The sequence below is a fragment of the Shewanella sp. 125m-1 genome, from assembly GCF_052977065.1.
Map to the genome: position 1 here is coordinate 1 of NZ_JBRILT010000025.1, position 20,267 is coordinate 20,267.

The following is a 20,267-nucleotide window of genomic DNA, read 5'->3' on the forward strand; positions in this document are numbered from 1 at the left end:
ATACTTGATATGTGGAATACCGGCAGTTTGCAGTGGCTCATACTTGATATGTGGAATACCGGCAGTTTGCAGTGGCTTATACTTGATATGCGGAATACCGGCAGTTTGCAGAGGCTCATACTTGATATGTGGAATACCGGCAGTTTGCAGTGGCTCATACTTGATATGTGGAATGCCGGCAGTTTGCAGTAGCTTATACTTGATATGTGGAATACCGGCAGTTTGCAGTGGTTCATACTTGATATGTGGAATACCTGCAGTTTGCAATGGCTCATACTTGATATGTGGAATACCAGCAGTTTGTATCGATTTATATTTTATGTGTGGGATGCCAGTTAATTCTAATACTTGTTTATGAGCAATTAGATCATCATGACTTAGTTGAGACTGCTGAGTATTCATAGAAGCAAAAGCTGGTAGGGCACATGTAACTGCAACTGAAGTAACTAAACCTTTAATAATTGTTTTCATTGTGTACCTTCTCGTAGAGTTTTAAATATAAAGTAATATTTTTTGACTTATGAGAAGGTTGTTGCAGTTGTTGTGCCAATGTTTTTTTGCGTGTTGTTTTTGTTTTCTTTTAGCTTGCTTTGTTAGCCTCTCTTTGCATTAAATTGTGAGATGGGGTGCTCGGTGGTGTCGTTGAGCAGTAGCTGAGTAAATTCAGGTTCTGTAACCGCTTTACTGAAAATATACCCCTGGATCTCTTCACACTTTAACGCGCGTAATATACTGAGCTGAGAAGCATCTTCGACTCCTTCGCCAACGACTGAAAGCCCCATGTTATGGGCGATAGTGATAATTGAATCAACCATTTTTAAATCACGGTCAGATTTATCAATATCATCCACAAAGGCCTTATCTATCTTTAGCGTGTGGATAGGGAATCGTTTTAAATAAGAGAGGGAAGAGTAACCCGTACCAAAGTCATCGAGGGCTAGACTGACCCCCATTTTAGATAATTGCTGCATAACTTTAATGGCTTTTTCAGGCTCTTTAATAACGGTGCCTTCTGTTATTTCCAGTTCAAGATTAGCGGCTGGTAATTGAGTTAGACGTAAAATTGACTCAATTCGTTGTTGTAAATCAGGTAATGCGAACTGTTTTGACGATAAATTGACGGCGACTCGACCGTTAAATAAACCTTGTGAACGCCATTTTTGCGCAGCAAAGCAAGCCTTTTTCAACACAAGATCACCAATTTCGACAATTAGGCCATTCTCTTCAGCAAGTGGAATAAACTTATTAGGTGGAATGAGGCCGTGTTCTGGGTGATTTAAGCGAACTAATGCTTCCATGCCCGCCATATGGCCAGTTTTAAGGTCGACCTTTGGTTGATAGTAGACTTCAAATAGATCATCTTTGAGCCCCTCTCTAATGAGGTTCTCAACTTCAAGCTGTCTGATTGCATTCTTATTAAGCGACTCTGAGTAGAACTGATATCGGTTACCACCAGCAGATTTTGCATGATACATGGCAATGTCTGCTTTTCTTAACAATGCTTGTTCATTTTGATCATCTTCAGGGTACAGCACAATGCCGATACTTAAACCCACGACGACTCTTTCTTTACTTAAATCAAAAGGTGCTTCGAAAGCATGAATGACATTTTTAGCTATGATTGCGCTGGTACCAATATCGGGGTTTTTATCAACTAGGATGGCAAACTCATCTCCGCCAAGGCGATATATACTAGTATGGCTAGGGACGGCGACTTGAATTCGCTCTGACACTTGAATAAGTAATTCATCACCGACCTGGTGACCTAAAGAATCATTAATTTTCTTAAAATTATCTAAATCGAGTACCATTAACGTATGGTGAGAGTCTCTTTTTACTAAGTTACCTAGGGTCACCATTAAGTTGGAACGGTTAGGGAGATTAGTTAACAGGTCATTATTGGTGAGCTTTCTCAGCTCCTCTTCTTGCTGTTTTCGACGACTGACATCAGAAAATACCCCTACGTAGTGAGACAGTTCCCCTTGTTCATCATATATAGCATCGATAGAGAGCTCCATTAAAAAGCTAGTACCGTTGCCACGAGTTGATTCGACTTCGTTATTCCAGCGCCCCTGCTGTTTCAAAATGGTGCGGATCTGTTCCGAGTAACTGTCTGGGTAAAGATCGAAATTAAATAGGCTACCAATAAAATCGTTTTTACTTTGCATCACCAAATCACAGCATGCTTCATTAACTTCTACAAATTTGAAGTCTCGATCCAGTATGAACATACCTTCGGAAATATTTTGAATTGCTCGCTCAAATAGCCTTAATTGTTCTTCAGCCTGCTTAAAGTTACTGATATTTTTAATTGTACCCGTCATGCGTAGGGCATTATCATCTTCATCACGCTCTACGATTTTTGCTCTGTCTAAAATCCAAACCCATTCATTATTCTTACCTTTAACACGATAGGCGGCTTCAAAATGATCTGTCTCGCCGTAAAAATGTTTGTTTAATGCTTCACGAACGCGCTCTTGATCCATTGGATGAATGTTACTCTCTTCTCCCTCACTGCCAGAGCGTTGACCATCTTGTGGGAATTCCAATGATCCCCAAATATTTGAGCGATAAATCTGGCCAGTTTCAATGTCCCAGTCCCACATCTCATCGCCACTACCCCATAAAGAAAGCTTTAATCGTTCTTCGCTCTTAGCTATCTGCTTTTGAATTTCTCGGCGACGCAAAATTGTTTTGATAATTAAGATTGATATTAATAATCCGCAGATAAAATACACAATTTTTGCCGCCGTTGAGAGCCACCAGGGAGGTGTGATTTCAATTTCTAATTTACGGGTATCCCCATGCTTTCCGGTAACGGGATCGATAGCATAGATAGAAAACTGATAATCTCCTGGAGATAGATTTGTGTAGGTAGCAGAATTTGTTCCTTTTGAGTGAATATAGGTATCAGAAAGGCCTTGCATTTTATAGGCATAATTAATGTTTTTAAAATTACTGCTTGGGCTGCTGAAAGTAATTGTAAACGGATAGTCAGAGTATTTAAGTTTTATGACATCGGTTTTAGATAGTTGCTTGTCTAAAATCTTACCATTTGTACCTTCGCGGATATTAAATATTAACAGATTTTCAAGTATGGCTCTTGGTGCTTCACTTGTCATTAAGTAGTTATTGATTTTTTCAATTGAAATTATACTTAAGCCAGATATCCCACCTATTAAAATGTTTTTATCTGCTTTCAATATAGAATGAGCATTGTATTCATCTTGGACCCCAAAATCACTATTTATTATTGCCACTTTTCCATTGTGTCGGTTGATAGTAATTAGCTCGTTTAATGAGGATGCAACAATATAACTTTTGCTATGTGATATTGAGAATATTGGTTTGTTATTTGAGTGTATAGATTTGATTGTTTTTGATTTAAAGCTGTAAGAATTAAGGCCTTTCCCTGTGCCAAAAAGTAATTCATCATTAAATACATCAATGCTAATAACTAGTTGTTCAGTGTATAATGATTTTACACTACCGTCGAATACTTTGAATAGCCCACCTTGGGTAGCTACATATAAATTGTTATTATACTCTTTTATATCAAATATTGGATTGCTTGAGTCGACGGTGAGTGTTGACACTTCATTTGTTTCAGTATTATAAGTTACTAACTCACCAATGCTAGACCCAATAATAATACTTTGTTTGTCTTTGAGAACCTTAGTTACAAAGAATGTTCCGTTAAGAATTTTTTTGATTTTACCTGAAATGATATCAATAACTTCAAAACCATTAGTACTTGCTACGTATATTTTTCCATTTAGTACCGATGCTGACTTAGGACCTTTAATGTTAGAGTTATACTGCTCCTTCAGTGTTAGATTAGAATCATATATTCGTATAAATGGATCATCAGTTGTAACTAGAACATCTGAAGTATTTGACTCTGAAATCGACCATACATTTCCACCCATCACTTTCTTTGTTTGAACTAAGTTTCTTTTATCGTCAACAATTAAAAAGCCATTATCTTGATTTGATATGAAGGTTCTATCTTTTCCTCTTGTTAATTTTGCGTACTCAATATTTTGAATTGGGGTATTGAGTGTGCCAATAAACTTCGTGTTTTGTATATCCGTAACGTCATAAATACGGTTGTCAGACAAAGCTAAGAATCCCTCTTTTAAGGAGGTGACGCTTGTGTAAGTGGTGTTATTAACTTTGTTTGAAATACCGTTTTCGTAGTGATACACACCTTTGCTTGTAAAAAATGATAGACCACTTTGTTTAGTTAACATGGAATGCACGTTATTGAATACAACTTCTTCACTATTTGTTATGTTTATAACACTGCCAGAATAATTTCGAATAAATATGCTTTTTTCTATGAATGCAATTTCTTTTATTCCTGAATAGTCACCCGTGTAAGCGTCTTCTATATTTAAATGCAACTTGTTGTCGTACATTTCATTAACTATATAAAGTGAGTTTTCAGTTCCTAGATAAAGTTTATCTTTGTTTTTAAATATTGACCAGATAGGTTCATCAAGGTTTAAGCCATATGCAGAAGAGGAAGCAATTCGATCCTTATCTCGATCATAAACAGCGAGGCCTTTATCTGTACCTATATACATCACACCTTGCTCACTGATAAACAGGCTGCGAATAAATGCGCTAGGTAACTCGTTCTCAGGCGAGGGGAAATAATGGCGGAACTCTTTACCGTCATATCGGTTAAGGCCATTAACGGTTCCAATCCAGATGTAGCCATCAGCATCTTCAACAATGGATGTGACATTGCTTTGGGATAAACCGTCCGGGACACCTAAAGAAATGGAGTTAAGCGTTAACGCGACAGCGGAATTCGCCATAAAAATGGTAAAGAGGAGGAAAGTCGCTATTTTTAATAGAGTTTTAGGCATATTTTTTGTTTGATTATTAGCCAGTTTTGACAGGCAACTGTTTGTTATCCCCACTTTTTCAGAAAGTGACTGCATTGTCAAAACCTTGGGTGGTAAATGTAGCTGATAATCATTCTTACCTCTCATATCCATATGTAAGTTAAACTTTATATCGTTGCCTTGGTAGAGTAATACCTTACTTAGGTGTCACTTTTTAGATGAAAGGCCTGCGTTAAGTTGAATTTTATGGTGTTTAAGCTAAAAGGTGTGCTTGGACATAATTGCATATTTATTAAATATTTTTATTAAGTAAATGTTCTAATAATCAAATTGCTGTGCACCTTGCTTAAATGCTCGCAGATCAGTGATCATTTTGTCTGATTCTAAAGGTGGCTGCTCTAAATGTGAGTCACCAGTACTAAACAAGACTAAGCGATCGCAGTGTTTTGTACGCATCTTCTGCATAATAAACTTGATCAAATCAGCACGAGTGAGCTGTTTTATTTGCTCTGAAACACACTCTCTTTGATTAAATTTGTAGTCTTTATTGCCGATACTCGACCAATAACGTTGACTACGAACTTTAAGGCTCGAGTCTTTTACTAGCACTTGATTGATGAGACCGAGTTTAGTTGATTCCCACTGCTCATTGGTTATTTGCAAAACGGCATAAGCAAAGTCGGCAATAAACTCATCTATTGCTTCTAGCAATAGCTTAGGTCCAGAGGTGGGAGATTGAATATAGAAAATAATACCGGGGTAGCGATTCAAAGGGAGATAGCCTGTACCGACCATATAGCCTAGTTGACGCTGGGTTCGCAACTCATGAAAGAAGGTCGACGACATGGTGTGGTTTAGCAGGCTAAACAGTGCCATGGTTTCAGGCGTCGCAACATCGGACTGGTAGTACACAATAATGCTACTGTCTGGATGAGAAACAGGGATCTCACGTAACAGACTGCCTTTGTTTGACAGGTCGATAAGCTCACGAGATGACTCTTTACTCGGGGTTGTTACTAGCGACAAGATTCTTTCTAATCGCTCGCCTAACACTTTGGCTTCACTCTTTAGCCAATCACCATAAACGAGTCCCTCTAAATGAATTTTCTCGTAGAAGCTTTTAACATGATCATGTAGATCATCGAGGGTGATTTCTTCGAGGATCTCAGCCATTCTTGAAGGCTCAAAACTGCGCTTTTGTAGGGTTACCGTTAGGCTGGTAAAGAGCTGTGAGATTGGCTTGGCTTGAGACTGATTATACCAAGCACGTAAAATTTGACGTTTAATTAGATCAAAACGGCTTTGGGTGAAGTTACGTTCTCTGGCTTTTGCGATAACCAGCTCAAGCAGGGCTTCTTGTTTGCCTGTGAAACCAGTTAGATGCAGGGTGATCCCTCCTTGATGAGGATAGATATTATAACTGAGACCCGCCACTTCTGCTTGATAGGTATATTCTGTTAAATAGTCGAGTAACATTTCAACGTATAGTCGGGTCAATGCGGCATGCCTTGGAGATGCAGCAGCTTGAGCCGAGTCAAGTGACAGATACAAATGACCCTTAGGTACATTGAATTCATCGTCTTTACGGTGCCATATACGATAACCCGCTTTTTGTGCAACTACTGTGGGTACTGCCGATTGACTCTTATCGGGTCGAGCAACACACTCTTTATTGATAAAAGGGTTTTTAGGCGGTAAACAAAGCTCGTCACGGATAACTGGCTTTGACCAACGGCTAATATCTTTGCTTGGAATTGCTTTTATCTGATAAGGGGAATGATACCAAGCGGCATTTGTATTGGTATCTAGCTCTGCAGCAATTAACTGTAGTCGCATGTTAGACGGTACCATAAGTGCCAAAAGCTGTTCAGTTTCCGCTATTCTGAGGCCGTCCATACGGTAATCACCGTAAATAATATCCTCAACATCATAATGATGCATATTGATACTCAAGTGGCTGGCTAAATCGAGAGAGTCAACTTGTTCCTGATATTGAAATGCAACTCTTAGTAAGGCAGCCCTTTCATCGTAGCGCCATGCTTGTAAACCTTCAGTACGGATTAACTCGATATATTCAAATGTTGATTCAATAACAGTATGTAAATCTGCAAGACCGCGGTCTGTAAGCTGAATGCTGATATTGAAGTCTTTAAAGTTGTAACCGTTAACGCCGCCACCGGCGGACAGGTTATTGGCAAGTCCTCGTTCTTTTAAATAGGACAATAAGCTTCCTTTACCTTCATAGCCTAATAAATGGCTGATAAAAGTCAGCGGCTTGTGTTGGTAAAACGGTTCTAGAGCGGGGAGGGCAAAAGTAATTGCGACACGCTTTTGTTCTTTAAGAGGCAAAATGTTGATTTGAGCTTGCAGTTGCTCTGGTAGATAAATCGATACATCTGGGTAGTTTTCGACAGGAGCGTGATCACTAATCTCATTAAAGTATTGTATAGCGAGTGACTCAAGTTCATCCAATGATTTTGGCGCAACTAGACACAGGGTCATCACGCTGGCACAGTATTTGGCTTGATAAAAATCAAGTAGTTCCTGCCTTAACAGACTCTCTTCTCCTGCTAGTGTCTTGAGGTTGCCTACTGAAAACTTTGAAAAAGGGTGCGCTGGGTTCACCGTCTCTTTTTGTACTTGGTATACTCTGCGAATATCATCTTTTAGCTTCATACTAAATTCAGATTCAATGGCATGCCGTTCTCGATCTACTAAATCGATATTAAACAGTGGCGCGATAAAGAATTGGCTAAATCTATCGAGTGAATTTTCAAACTGGTCAGCGTGAATACTGTAAAAAAAGTTAGTGTGTTCTGTACCTGTCCAGGCGTTATTGGTTCCGCCGTGATGATTGATAAATGCAGAATACTCCCCAGAATCAGGATATTTCTCGGTACCTAAAAACAGCATGTGCTCAAGAAAGTGTGCCATACCAGGACGTGCGATAGGATCGTCAAAGTGACCAACCGCCACTGCCATCGATGCCGCTGCTTGAGTGGCTTTTTGATCTTCAACCAGGAGTACAGATAAACCATTTTTAAGTGTTAAATGGCGATAGTGTCTGTGATCATTTGGGCTGGTTGTTATCTGTTTAGCTTTGGGCAAGGTATGACTCCAGTATCTGGAAGAGGCAAGTGGGTGACTAAGCCGCTTCCGTGCCAACATTTAGGCAAAACCAATAAACGTAACGCTTTGAGTAGTAACTGTTTGAGTAAAATATTGTTAATTCAATTTATTGAGTTAACTTGCCATCATTTTGGCGTATCTTCAAACACAACGGCTGTAAACTTAAAAATAAACTGATTTTTGGCTAAAAATTGTCACTCTCGTTCAGCTAAAGCGCTTAGCCTTTTAAAAAACATTTTAGTTGCTAGATATCTATTCGACTAATTAATAACTAAATAACGGTATGTTGGCGCATGGATTCGGACTACAATTAAAGCATAACAATAAAGAATCGGGAGTAGCCAGCAGCATGCAGCTATTTTTAATGCGTCACGGAGAAGCGGGTTATAGCGCTCATTCTGATAGAGAACGCACACTCACTGATAACGGACGTCACCACACCCAACTGATGAGTAATTGGTTAGGACTCACTATCAAGCAATTTGATTTAGTGCTAGTGAGCCCTTATTTAAGGGCGCAGCAAAGCTGGCAAGAGGTCAGCAAACACTTTCCAGAGCCTTCTAAATGGATAACCTTAGATGAATTAGTGCCTTCGGGAGATCCTGAGCAAGTCGCTCATCTCGTACTTGCCTACGCTGAGCAATATAAGGCAGAAAATGTGTTAGTGTTAGCTCACATGCCGCTATTAGGTTATTTGGTGAGTGAATTGGTTCCAGGTATCGAGCCGCCGTTGTTTGCCACTTCGGGAGTTACCTTGATTGAAAGACAAAATAACCGAAATACCTTGGTTTGGCAGCACGCGCCGCACTCAATTAGCTAACGCGAACTGAACGGGGTTAGCACTATAAAAAAGTGAGTCATTCTAATATAGAGAAGACTAACTTTTTTATTGGCTGATTTTTATCCACTTATGTATTAGCGGCGATAGGGTTGGTCACCAATGTCGATAAGAATCAACAAGGCCGCATCGCCGCCCCATTCTTTGGTCGCTTGATGAAAGGCTTTTACATGGGGATGTTGTGCAAGCCACATTGGGATATTTTGTTTCAAAATACCGGTGCCATGGCCATGCATAATGCAGCAGCAATGGCTCTGCTGTTTGATGCAGGCCTGGATTAATGCGGCAAGCTCTAGTTTGGCCTCGGTTTGGCGCATACCGTGCAGATCTAATAGTAGATCGGGCATGTAGTCACCACGGCGTAGGCGTTTGACCTCATAGCTGTCCACATCATCTCTGGCCCACTTCATCGGGCCGTTTACCGGCAAAAGGGGCTGATAGGTGTCAGAGAAATAGCTATCTGCATGTAGCTGCTGTTCTTTCTCTTCAATTATTTTTCGGTCTTTAGGAGCCGTAGTGAAATGGCGCTTATTTTGCTGAAAAGGTTTCATGCCTTTTGTAAGCTCAGCAAAAAGAGCCAAATCATCATTATCTTTGCTTTTATTCATCTCTCTATTTTATTGAATCCGATGCCATATGAATAGAGTTCAGTTACAATGAATCGGAATTAAAAAGTTGGAGTGAATTTTGGATAAGATTTTTGTTGATGAAGCGGTAACAGAATTACGCACTATTGGCGATATGCTACGTTGGGGGGTCAGTCGTTTTAATGATGCAAACATTTACTATGGGCATGGTACTGACAACGCGTGGGATGAAGCCATCGCGTTAGTATTCCATGCGTTGCATTTGCCGGAAGAAATTGGTCAGCAAGTATTTCACTCAAACTTAACCAGCAGTGAAAAGCATAAAATCGTTGAGCTTATCATTCGCCGCGTAAGAGAGCGTCTGCCCGTTCCATACTTAACTAATAAAGCAAAGTTTGCTGGGTTAGAGTTTTATGTGGATGAGCGTGTACTTGTTCCTCGCTCGCCGATTGCAGAGCTAATCGCAAATCGCTTTAGTCCTTGGTTATACAACAAGCCAGTTAACCGTGTACTTGACCTTTGTACCGGCAGTGGTTGTATTGCTATTGCTTGCGCTTATGAGTTTGAAGATGCTGAAGTCGACGCATTAGACATCAGTGTTGATGCGCTAGAAGTTGCGCAAATCAATATTGAGACGCTTGAGGTGATGGACAGAGTATTCCCAATGGAATCAGATCTATTCTCTGCTATTCCAAAAGGCCCTCACTACGATTTAATTGTGTCGAACCCGCCTTATGTAGATGCTGAAGATATCGGTGATATGCCTGATGAATATCATCATGAACCAGAAATTGGTTTGGCATCAGGTCGTGATGGCTTAGATCTGACTAAGCGTATTCTTGCCAATGCTGCTGACTATCTCACCGAAGATGGCCTGCTAGTGGTTGAAGTGGGTAACTCAATGGTGCATTTGAACGAGCAGTTCCCAGATGTGCCGTTTACTTGGGTTAACTTCGAAAATGGTGGCGACGGTGTGTTTATCTTAACGCGCGACCAGCTAGTTGAAAATGAATCACTTTTCGTTATCTACAAAGATAGTGAATAATAGACTCTAGCCGTAGGCTTGCCTGCGGCTTTAATACCAATTTGTACTCCTACACCTAGATTGGTATTGAATAGGAAATTTACCGACACAGCGCGGGTAAATGATAATTAGAATAACGAGATAGAGGGCGATAAAGCGAATGTCGGGAAACAGTATTGGTCAAAACTTCGTAGTAACAACATTCGGTGAAAGCCACGGTGTCGCTATTGGTTGCATTATCGACGGCTGCCCTCCAGGGGTTGAGCTGACAGAAGCTGATATGCAGCACGACTTAGATAGACGCCGCCCAGGCACATCACGCTATACCACCGCTCGTCGCGAGCCTGATGAAGTACGCATTCTTTCAGGCGTATTTGAGGGGCAAACAACAGGCACCTCAATTGGCTTGTTGATTGAAAACACCGACCAGCGCAGCAAAGATTACTCAAATATTAAAGATTTGTTCCGTCCAGGACATGCAGATTACACCTATCAACAAAAGTATGGTCAACGCGATTATCGTGGTGGTGGGCGTTCATCTGCCCGTGAAACCGCAATGCGCGTTGCAGCAGGTGCCGTAGCTAAAAAGTATTTGAAGCAAGTTCACGGCGTTGAAATTCATGCATATCTGTCACAGCTAGGTCCAATCTCCGCTGAGACTGTCGATTTTGCACAGATAGAGCAAAATGCTTTTTTCTTCCCTGATGCATCAAAGTTAGATTCATTAGATGAGTATATGCGCGATCTTAAAAAGAGTGGTGATTCGATTGGCGCTAAAGTGTCAGTGGTTGCCATGGGCGTACCTGTAGGACTTGGCGAGCCAGTTTTTGACCGACTTGATGCCGATATCGCTCATGCCCTAATGGGGATCAACGCGGTAAAAGGCGTTGAAATTGGCGATGGCTTTGAAGTGGTTAATCAAAAAGGCTCAGAGCACCGAGACTTAATGTCACCTGAAGGCTTTGCATCAAACCATGCTGGCGGTATTTTAGGCGGCATTTCATCAGGCCAGCCAATCGTTGCCCATATTGCGATGAAACCCACTTCAAGTATCAGCGTGCCTGGTGAAAGTATGACAGCTCAAGGTGAAACTGCTGAAGTAGTGACTAAAGGTCGTCACGACCCTTGTGTCGGTATTCGAGCGGTACCGATTGCAGAAGCCATGTTAGCAATCGTATTGATGGATCACCTCTTACGTCACCGCGCGCAAAATATGGATGTGAATAGCAGTACACCTATTATCGGAATGCGTTAATGTTTCAACCTAAGAGCACAGAGCAGCAATTACGCTGGCTCTGTGCATGTTATTTCTTTTTCTTTTCTATTCTTGGCATCATGGTGCCTTATCTTGGCGTTTTTTTTGATAGTCGAGGTTTTGACGCTCAAGAAATAGGCTTCTTACTCGCAATTTTAATGGGCACGCGGATCATCGCGCCGAACTTATGGGCCATTGTTGCCGATAAAACCGGGATGCGCTCCGAGCTAATTAAAATCGGTGCCGGCGCTGCAGCATTAAGTTATCTCACCTTTTTCTATGATGGCGGTTTAGCTTATTTAGCCATTAGCTTAGCCGTGTATACTTTTTTTTGGAACGCGATATTAGCGCAGCTTGAGGTTATCACTCTTGAAACGTTAGGTGATGACGCGAATCGATACGGTGCGATTAGAAGTTGGGGCAGTGTTGGCTATATCGTGCTGGTGGTCAGTGGTGGTTTTGCTATTGGACACTGGGGACCACAGATTTTACCCTATATTGGTATGACATTATTTATCGGCATGCTAATTAGTGCTCTGCCATTACCGTCTAATCGAGCCGTTGTAGAAAAAAATCAAATCCGTAGGCCTCTGGTGTTTGATAAAGCCTTAATCTGGTTCTTAGTTTCAGCCATGTTGCTACAGATGAGTGCAGGGCCATTTTATGGCTTTTTTGTGCTTTATCTGAAACAGGCGGGATATTCAGAATCTGCTGCAGGGATCTTCGTCGCCCTTGGGGTGATGGCTGAGATCGTCATGTTCATGTACGCCCCAAGGTTATTAGGCCGCTTTGGGGTTAAAACGCTGCTGGTGGTCAGTATTGGTCTGACGGCAGTGCGTTGGCTGTTGCTGGCGTACGGCGTTGAAAATATCCTATATCTTAGTATCAGTCAGCTATTGCATGCTTTCACCTTTGGCTTAACTCATGCCGCATCTATTCAGTTTGTGCATAAACATTTTGATATTAGCCGTCGAAGCCAAGGCCAAGCGCTATATGCCAGCTTAAGTTTTGGCGTGGGCGGTGCATTAGGTACTTGGCTATGTGGCATTATCTGGGGAGATGGCTCTGGGGCCGTGTCGGCTTGGGTCTTTGCGGCGGGCTGTGCATTTTTGTCTATGTTGGCGGTGTTGTTCATTCCTAAAACGCAGGGGAAAATAGCCTAGTAAGCTAGTTTTGACCGGTTTCTGCCTAGGTTTACAGTAAAAATTACCGTCGTGTTTACAGCCAACACAAGCTGTTCGTATTGGCCGTTTAGAGTCAGCATTAAAAATGGAGTATCAATAGTGAGGAAGTTTCGTCTCGGGTTAATTATTAATCCACTTGCAGGCCTTGGCGGCAGTGTTGCCCTAAAAGGGAGTGATGGTGTGGCTTCAGAGGCGATAGCTAAAGGCGCGGTACCTAAGGCTCACCTGAGAATGCAGCAAGCCCTAGCTGTTATCGAACCCTATAAAGCACGTATTGAGGTCATAACCGCTTCAGGCGATATGGGAGAGAAGCTTGCAAAAGAGATGGGTTTTACTACACGGGTGGTTTACCAAGCGCCGAGCGAGACACAGGCTCAAGATACACAAAGAGTAGTCAGTGAGTTGTTAGCTGAAAACTTAGACTTACTGCTCTTTGCCGGTGGTGATGGTACGGCGCGAGATGTGTACGCCATTGCCGACGACAACATTCCCGTTCTAGGTGTACCCGCAGGTGTTAAAATCCATTCAGGCGTATACGGCATAACTCCACATGCGTCAGGCATTGTCGTGAAAATGTTACTAGAGGGAGACTTAGTCAGCTTGATGAGCGCCGATGTTATGGATATCGATGAAGCCGCGTTTAGAACGGGCGTGGTGCGTGCGCGCCGATATGGCGAAATGCTAGTGCCGGCAGAACCTAGGTATGTGCAAGCGGTTAAAATGGGCGGCAAAGAGACCGATGAGCTGGTGCTTGCCGACATTGCAGCCGAAGCGATTGAGCAGATGGAAGATAATCTTTGCATCATGGGCTCGGGTAGCACAGTTGCCGCAGTAATGAGCGAGTTAGGGCTTGATAACACTCTGCTAGGGGTCGATGTTATTCAACAGCAGGACGTAGTTGCTAGCGATCAGTCTGCCTCAGAGCTTCTACTGCTCACTGAAAATAAAGCGATTAAACTCTTTATTACACTCATTGGTGGCCAAGGGCATATCTTGGGGCGGGGGAATCAGCAACTCAGCCCAGAGCTTATCCGGCGTGTAGGAAAAGACAATATTATTATCCTAGCGACAAAAACTAAGCTAAAAGCACTTGAAGGCAGGCCATTAATTGTGGATAGTGGCGACCCTGAATTAGATAAAGCGCTTACGGGGTATTATAAAGTGATTACTGGTTATCACGATTACGTGATGTATCAGGTCGCAAACCCTGATTTAGCTGAATAAACAATACCCATCAGTTTGGCCGTTATCGCATCGATTAAATGATATTTGGCAACTGATGTGCAGCGACTGCTGTAAATTTTAAATGAACGTTTTGACTAGATGCCGAAAGTGTCGACAGCTAGTCTACAATAAAAAATGTGGAGCCCTCGATGATCGAGAAGTACGAGCAAACATTACAAGACTGGATTGAAAGCATTGTTGCCGAAGGTGATGATGATGCGTTATTTGCAAGTGGCTATTTACAAGGTCATTTTGCTGTTGTGTTGTCTCAGCTAGAAGCAGAGAGTGAGCAGGGAATGGACGTACTTGAAGTGAAAATGTCTGACTGTCTGGCTCTGGCAAGAGAAGAGCTAGATGACAATGATTATGCATTAGTGAGCGATGCTTGGACTCAGCTGAGTGCAAAGTTGGCAGCATAACCCTTTAGCCTTGGGTTTTACACGGTGAATATTTAGAGTGATAGAGTTTACGCTTTTATGAGTAAGATTAGTTTCGTTGCAATTGGCCTTGTGAACCCCAAAAGCCCGACCAATGTCGGTGGCATTATGCGTGCGGTTGGGTGTTACAGTGCCGATGCGGTTTTTTATACTGGTAAGCGCTATGAGCTAGCAGCCAGTAATGGTAGTGCTCAATACAATACCGACACTAAGCGTGCAAGCAGCTCAATTCCACTGAGCAAAGTTGAATCCTTACTGGATGCAATTGAATCCGATGTAAAAGTGGTGTGTGTCGATCTGGTCGAAGGTGCTATTCCATTACCTGAGTTTGAGCATCCAGAGAAAGCGATTTACATTTTTGGCCCTGAAGATGGCACCATTAGTCAGCAAGTCATCAACAACGCTGATGCTGTGGTTTACGTACCGACGGTAGGTTGCATGAATTTAGCGGCATCAGTAAACGTTCTGCTTTATGACCGCTTGTCAAAGTCTTCATCAATTGCCAGTGATGAGCTGATCAGAAGTAGCCGCGATACTAACAATCGAGTTAGGGTAAAACGTTAACTTTTGTTGCTCTTTTATACTTTGAAGCCACTTTTATAGTGGCTTTATTGTTTTTAGCCTCTGGCAACTTATACCAATCAGTATAAGACGTTGATCTACTCAGAACGTTTTTGGCAAACTAATTCAAGGCGAATAACTGAAAGAATGGTTGTTCCCTTGTGAAGTTGTTCAACGCAGAAGTAGGCAGCCAAAAACGCACCAGAATGGTGAGTTTTAGCGGCTCTGATACTGTGACTCTTATGGAACAAGAGGGAGCTTAACCTAGTTCAACTATGCGCTTCACTCGTTGCAAACCACATGGTCTTATATGTTCCCGACATACACAAGAGATTTCCTCCATCCCTGAAGGTCAGATGTGGTGAATGTCATTAATGCACGACTATATGGATATAGGAGGTAGAGTAACGCAGGAGCAGTTATCAAGGAGCATTTAATGACCTTGTCTCAGTGCCGCTATACTCTCGCTGAGCGACCAAATCTTTATACTGATTGGTATTACATGCAATGCCTTTTTCATTGGGACGAAATAGGTAAATGTCTTGCTTGATTTATTGACTCCTTTAAGGTTTTTAACCATGTTCTATGAGCGAGCAAATCGCTTTTATACTGATAGGCACAATAGCTGCTTAATCAAATGGGGATAACATTAAGGGATGAATGTAAAATGGCTACAAAGAAAATACTAACCAAGCGAAACCTAATTTTAAACGCGACTCTTTTTGTGTGTTTGCTCGGGGGAGTAGCCTGTAGCTCAGAGCCCGCAACGCTTCAACAGGGCTCAGATGCAGAAAGGACTAAAGAGGGACTTGTAAGAGTCGATCATTCAAGGTTGGCTCTCTCTTATGTTCGACCAGATGTTAATTGGGGTAAATATACCAAACTTTATTTTGAACCCGTTCAAGTCACCAATGATCATCCTGCTGATTACAAGCCACCAAGAATTGATAAAAGAGCCGAGGGCTTAAATGCGACCTATGAGCTGCCGCTAGAGGCGCTCGATAAAATGTCAGAGCAATTTCAGATCACGGTTAAAGAAGTCTTTAATAATGAGCAACCATTTGAGCTGGTAAATATTAAAGGTCCAAACACCTTAGTGATCCAAGCCGCTGTAACCGATATTCGTTTGAGTGCACCCATAGAGTCAAGTCGCCGAAGCTTTAATTCAATGGGAAGAACCTATACTGAAAACTCAGGCTCTATGATGTTATTGGCAGTGATTAAAGATGGTGAAACCGGTGAGGTGCTTGCTAAGGCTGCTGATAGAGGTGAGGGGTTTAATCAGTGGAGTCAAAATACGAAAGTGTTTAACTGGGGGGATGTCAAAACCGTTTACCGCCGTTGGGTGAATGATTTTAAGAATGCCTTATTCGAAGCGGGTGCTGAATAATCCGACTTTTCGGCATAGTGGAAGCATCTAAGCCATTACCTTTAGGTAGCCGCTTAGATGCTTTATTTGTAGGCCGGCATTTATGCCGTCAGCTTTTAGTTACCAGCTCTAGTTATCTGCTTTAGTTACCAGCTTTAGGTTGATACTTTGATGATCACATCTGAAGAAATCAAGCATTGTGAAATCACTATGGACTATGGGTCAAACTACTGCTCTTAGTGGCTTAGTGTTAACTATCACCGCCGATGTCTAATGCTTTACCCTTAAGTAGTTTTCTCATCCACATGCGATTTGGATTTAACAGTGACACAAAATCCAAACTAAGCGGCATCGGCTCATTACAAATTTGTGCCGCTAGTGCCTCGGCAGCTAAGGGGCCTGAACTTAACCCGCGTGAGCCTAGGCCACCGAGAACATATAGGTTTTTATGAATTGGCGCTGGATGAGTTTGCCAAAACTTGCGGCTTTCTGGCGAAAGTTGATGCTGTTGATATAGCGCTAAGATAGCATCTAAATCTGGAACAGGTCCCATCATAGGGGCATGATCTCGAGTCACCATACGGACACCAACACGGGCGCTATGGGCTGATATATCTATATCATCAACCCAATCTTGGCCGATATAGCTATGCTGGATTTTTTGTAAGTTTTCAATCTGTTCAGTCGGACAATAACTTAAATGCTGCGCATTTTTAACGTAACTGGCGCCTAAGCAATGCAAAGAATTGTTACTTGGTGTCATATAGCCGTGGGCGCAAAGTACTGCGCTGAGCTTTGACAGCTTAGTGCGAGAGGGCGCGTGGCTCACCTGTCCCCTAAAGCCAGTTGCTTGTAAATGTTGGGTTTGAGGAAACCGTGTCAGCGATTTGCCATTTGCAATGACTAGCGCGCTAAATGGGCCAAAGAGGTGTTTGTCGCTTCTAAGGTACCAAGCCTCGTCTTTAAAATGAATGTCGGTGATCTGGGTGTTAAGCTGCAGTGACGCATTGGCAATCTTTTGCGCTTGGTTAAAGGCGGCTTGAGTAAAATCTTGCGGCGACACCCAGCCACCTTGTGGGTAGAAGATCCCGCCATCATCAATCTTTACGCCTGCGATTGCAGATGCTTGCTCAGCGGTAATGCTCTTTGCTATCTGCTCGTCCCAATTATGACTGTCAATAATTTTAGCCACACGCTTACGGCTTCGCTCATCATGACCGGTATGCACCACGCCGCACAGGTCAAAATCGATTTTGTGTTCTTTGGCGGCGAGTGTTTTCAGCCTCTGTAAGCTAAACAGGTAAGCTTGCTGAAAATATTGGCTTAAGTTGTTGTTATCTGGCGTCAGTAAGGGATATAGCGCACCTTGCTTGTTACCAGAGGCGGCTTGAGCGAGTGCCGAGTCCTCACAAAACAGAGAAATTTGCTGGCCTCGCTCAGCAAGCGATAATGCCAAGCTTGCACTGGCTACGCCGCCGCCAATAATGGCGATACCATTATCGTTTTCTTGAGTCATTAAAGCGGCTGAACAGGCTGGATAGGGGGCTTGTAATTGTCGGCTCTGTGAGCGCATCGCAGCGCGTTCTTGAAAAGTAATGTCATCATAGCTTAGTGGCAACTCACTATATAAACCGACTTGCTCTGCAAGGGTTTGGATCTGCTGCTGAGCTGCTGGCGCAAATGAGTTATCGAGGCAAAATAGGCTGTCATTATGGGTTAATTTTGCCATCTGCCAGAAAAGTGCCACATCCAATTGCTCTAGCGCTACATTGCCTGCCATGTACCAGCCATCAATCACCCCCGTACTGGCACTCGGCAACTGTTGTAATTGTTGAGTGTAACTTCCAAAGTGAAAATCAATATACAGCTTGCCATCATTGACAATCATTCGCTGGCAGCCTTCTATAGCCACTAAACTTACGCGCAGGGTTGGGTTTGAGCTAAGCTGTTCTGCTAATCCGAGTTTAGAGATAAAAGCGTGTAAGTTTGAGTCAATATGACTAAAAATTTTCAGCGTGACTCTGCGCTTGGTTATAAGTTGAGACTGCTCAATGATGAGCTGCTTAAGGTTTACTAGAGAGCCTAAACCTAACTGCGCAATCACTATTTGCTGAGTATTTTTACTATCAATAATTTGCTGAAGAATTTTACTTACTGTCATGGTTACGTCTTTAATGTTAAATTAAGCACTCATAAATATGCTTTATAATCGGTTTTACTTGCTGAAATTGTACATTCTTATGGGCATATTTTGGCAAAGATTATACGTAAGGTCTCATAATGAGCATTATTTTTGTGTTCTTTATGGAAAGCTGACCACTTAAATGGATGAAAAGCGATACCATTGGTGCAGCAAAATTGGTACTAGATGTACAAAATGGAAAGTTAATAATGAAAAGAGTCGTGATCACCGGACTTGGCGTTGTCTCAAGTATCGGTAACAACAAGCAAGAAGTCACTGAATCATTAAAAGCGGGTCGTAGTGGTATTACCCACTCAGATCAGTTTGAAGAAATGAAGCTGCGTAGTCATGTTTGGGGCGACATTAAGATTGACCCATCAGAACATATTGACCGTAAAGCACTTCGCTTTATGGGTAATGCAGCAGCCTATGCACACATCGCAATGCAAGAAGCGATTAAAGATGCTGGTTTAGTTGAAGAGCAGTATTCAGACCCACGTGTCGGTATTATCGTAGGCACGGGCGGCGCATCTTCAGCAAACCAGGTTCAAGCAGCAGACACGTTACGTGAAAAAGGCGTTAAGCGCGTTGGCCCGTATATTGTGCCGCGTATCATGTCGAGCACTGCCAGCGCATGTTTGGCAACGCCATTTAAGATTAAAGGCATGAACTACTCAATCAGTTCTGCTTGTGCAACGAGTGCACACTGTATCGGCCACGCGGCTGAACTTATCCAAATGGGTAAGCAAGATATGGTGTTTGCTGGTGGTGCTGAAGAAGTCGATTGGACGCTAACCATGGGTTTTGATGCTATGGGCGCACTATCAACTAAATATAACGATGAGCCAACGAAAGCATCTCGTACCTATGATGCAGACCGTGATGGTTTTGTTATCTCTGGTGGCGGCGGTATCGTCGTTGTTGAAGAGCTAGAGCACGCATTGGCTCGTGGCGCTAAAATCTACGCTGAAATCATCGGTTATGGCGCGTCATCAGACGGCTATGACATGGTTGCGCCATCAGGTGAAGGTGCGGTTCGTTGTATGCAGATGGCGCTTGCCGATGTAGATACGCCAATCGATTACATCAACACTCATGGCACATCAACACCAGTGGGTGATATGCGTGAGCTTGAAGCACTACGTGAAACCTTTGGTGATAACTTGCCAGCCATCGCATCGACTAAGTCTCTGACTGGTCATGCACTAGGCGCTGCAGGTGCGCACGAAGCGATTTACAGCTTGATCATGATGGAAAGCAGTTTCATCGCGCCAAGCATCAACATCGATAATGTCGATGAAAAAGCTGCAGGCATGCCAATTGTGACCGAAATGACTAAGAAAGAGCTCAATACCGTGATGAGCAATAGCTTTGGTTTTGGTGGTACAAACGCAACCTTGGTAATGCGTAAGTACAAATAAACAATACTGACACATTATTCAAAGATTGAAAAAGGAAGCCTAGATAGTATCTAGACTTCCTTTTTTGTTTTCTGCTATGCAACTAATGCTCACAATCAGCACTGACAATGACTCAATCAGTGCGAGCGTAAGCTCACTTTAATCGTCAATCAGCCTTTCACTGCTCTATACAAACGTTATTCAAACTTTGAACTCAGTCC

The 20,267-nt window shown here is 42.5% G+C and carries 14 protein-coding genes; 9 read left to right on the forward strand and 5 right to left on the reverse strand.

The features are described 5' to 3' along the window. The 3 genes from ACVBIK_RS12180 to ACVBIK_RS12190 all read right to left on the reverse strand — a co-directional run. Window positions 1–471 (reverse strand): hypothetical protein (locus ACVBIK_RS12180; protein WP_447169783.1); only part of this gene is annotated, 471 nt, incomplete at its 3' end. Between the two features lie 122 nt (window positions 472–593). Then, entirely contained in the window at window positions 594–4,877 is a 4,284-nt protein-coding gene (locus ACVBIK_RS12185; RefSeq protein ID WP_447169799.1) for an EAL domain-containing protein, read from the reverse strand. Between the two features lie 297 nt (window positions 4,878–5,174). Next, on the reverse strand, window positions 5,175–7,964 hold the full coding sequence (locus tag ACVBIK_RS12190; RefSeq protein ID WP_447169784.1) for an insulinase family protein: 2,790 nt from the start codon (window positions 7,962–7,964) through the stop codon (window positions 5,175–5,177). A 370-nt stretch (window positions 7,965–8,334) separates the two neighbouring features. Between ACVBIK_RS12190 and sixA the strand changes: the two genes are divergently transcribed. Beyond that, window positions 8,335–8,805, forward strand: a complete 471-nt coding sequence (gene sixA / locus ACVBIK_RS12195) for a phosphohistidine phosphatase SixA (RefSeq protein WP_447162024.1) — start codon at window positions 8,335–8,337, stop codon at window positions 8,803–8,805. A gap of 95 nt (window positions 8,806–8,900) precedes the next feature. On the opposite strand, the gene smrB is transcribed toward sixA, so the two are convergent. After that, window positions 8,901–9,431 (reverse strand): endonuclease SmrB, encoded by a 531-nt coding sequence (smrB, locus tag ACVBIK_RS12200; RefSeq protein WP_447162025.1) that lies wholly within the window; start codon window positions 9,429–9,431, stop codon window positions 8,901–8,903. A gap of 79 nt (window positions 9,432–9,510) precedes the next feature. Between smrB and prmB the strand changes: the two genes are divergently transcribed. From prmB to ACVBIK_RS12235, 7 genes are all read left to right on the forward strand, one after another. Then, entirely contained in the window at window positions 9,511–10,455 is a 945-nt protein-coding gene (prmB, locus tag ACVBIK_RS12205) for a 50S ribosomal protein L3 N(5)-glutamine methyltransferase (protein WP_447162026.1), read from the forward strand. 139 nt (window positions 10,456–10,594) lie between these two features. Further along, window positions 10,595–11,689 (forward strand): chorismate synthase, encoded by a 1,095-nt coding sequence (aroC, locus tag ACVBIK_RS12210; protein WP_447164122.1) that lies wholly within the window; start codon window positions 10,595–10,597, stop codon window positions 11,687–11,689. Next, window positions 11,689–12,852, forward strand: coding sequence for an MFS transporter (locus ACVBIK_RS12215; protein ID WP_447164123.1), 1,164 nt, complete (start codon window positions 11,689–11,691; stop codon window positions 12,850–12,852). The genes aroC and ACVBIK_RS12215 overlap by 1 nt, the downstream gene beginning before the upstream one ends. Window positions 12,853–12,972: 120 nt before the next feature. Beyond that, window positions 12,973–14,097, forward strand: a complete 1,125-nt coding sequence (locus tag ACVBIK_RS12220) for an ATP-NAD kinase family protein (protein ID WP_447162029.1) — start codon at window positions 12,973–12,975, stop codon at window positions 14,095–14,097. A 149-nt stretch (window positions 14,098–14,246) separates the two neighbouring features. Then, the gene (locus ACVBIK_RS12225) at window positions 14,247–14,516 is read left to right on the forward strand and encodes a YfcL family protein (protein WP_447169785.1); all 270 of its coding nucleotides are present in this window, start codon (window positions 14,247–14,249) and stop codon (window positions 14,514–14,516) included. A gap of 57 nt (window positions 14,517–14,573) precedes the next feature. Beyond that, window positions 14,574–15,098, forward strand: coding sequence for an RNA methyltransferase (locus ACVBIK_RS12230; RefSeq protein WP_447162031.1), 525 nt, complete (start codon window positions 14,574–14,576; stop codon window positions 15,096–15,098). Window positions 15,099–15,762: 664 nt separating this feature from the next. Next, window positions 15,763–16,485, forward strand: coding sequence for a DUF3313 family protein (locus ACVBIK_RS12235; protein ID WP_447169786.1), 723 nt, complete (start codon window positions 15,763–15,765; stop codon window positions 16,483–16,485). A 229-nt stretch (window positions 16,486–16,714) separates the two neighbouring features. On the opposite strand, the gene mnmC is transcribed toward ACVBIK_RS12235, so the two are convergent. After that, complete coding sequence (gene mnmC, locus ACVBIK_RS12240; RefSeq protein WP_447169787.1) at window positions 16,715–18,625, reverse strand: FAD-dependent 5-carboxymethylaminomethyl-2-thiouridine(34) oxidoreductase MnmC; 1,911 nt, start codon at window positions 18,623–18,625, stop codon at window positions 16,715–16,717. Between the two features lie 230 nt (window positions 18,626–18,855). Between mnmC and fabB the strand changes: the two genes are divergently transcribed. Then, the gene (gene fabB / locus ACVBIK_RS12245; RefSeq protein ID WP_447162034.1) at window positions 18,856–20,067 is read left to right on the forward strand and encodes a beta-ketoacyl-ACP synthase I; all 1,212 of its coding nucleotides are present in this window, start codon (window positions 18,856–18,858) and stop codon (window positions 20,065–20,067) included. Window positions 20,068–20,267: the final 200 nt, after the last annotated feature.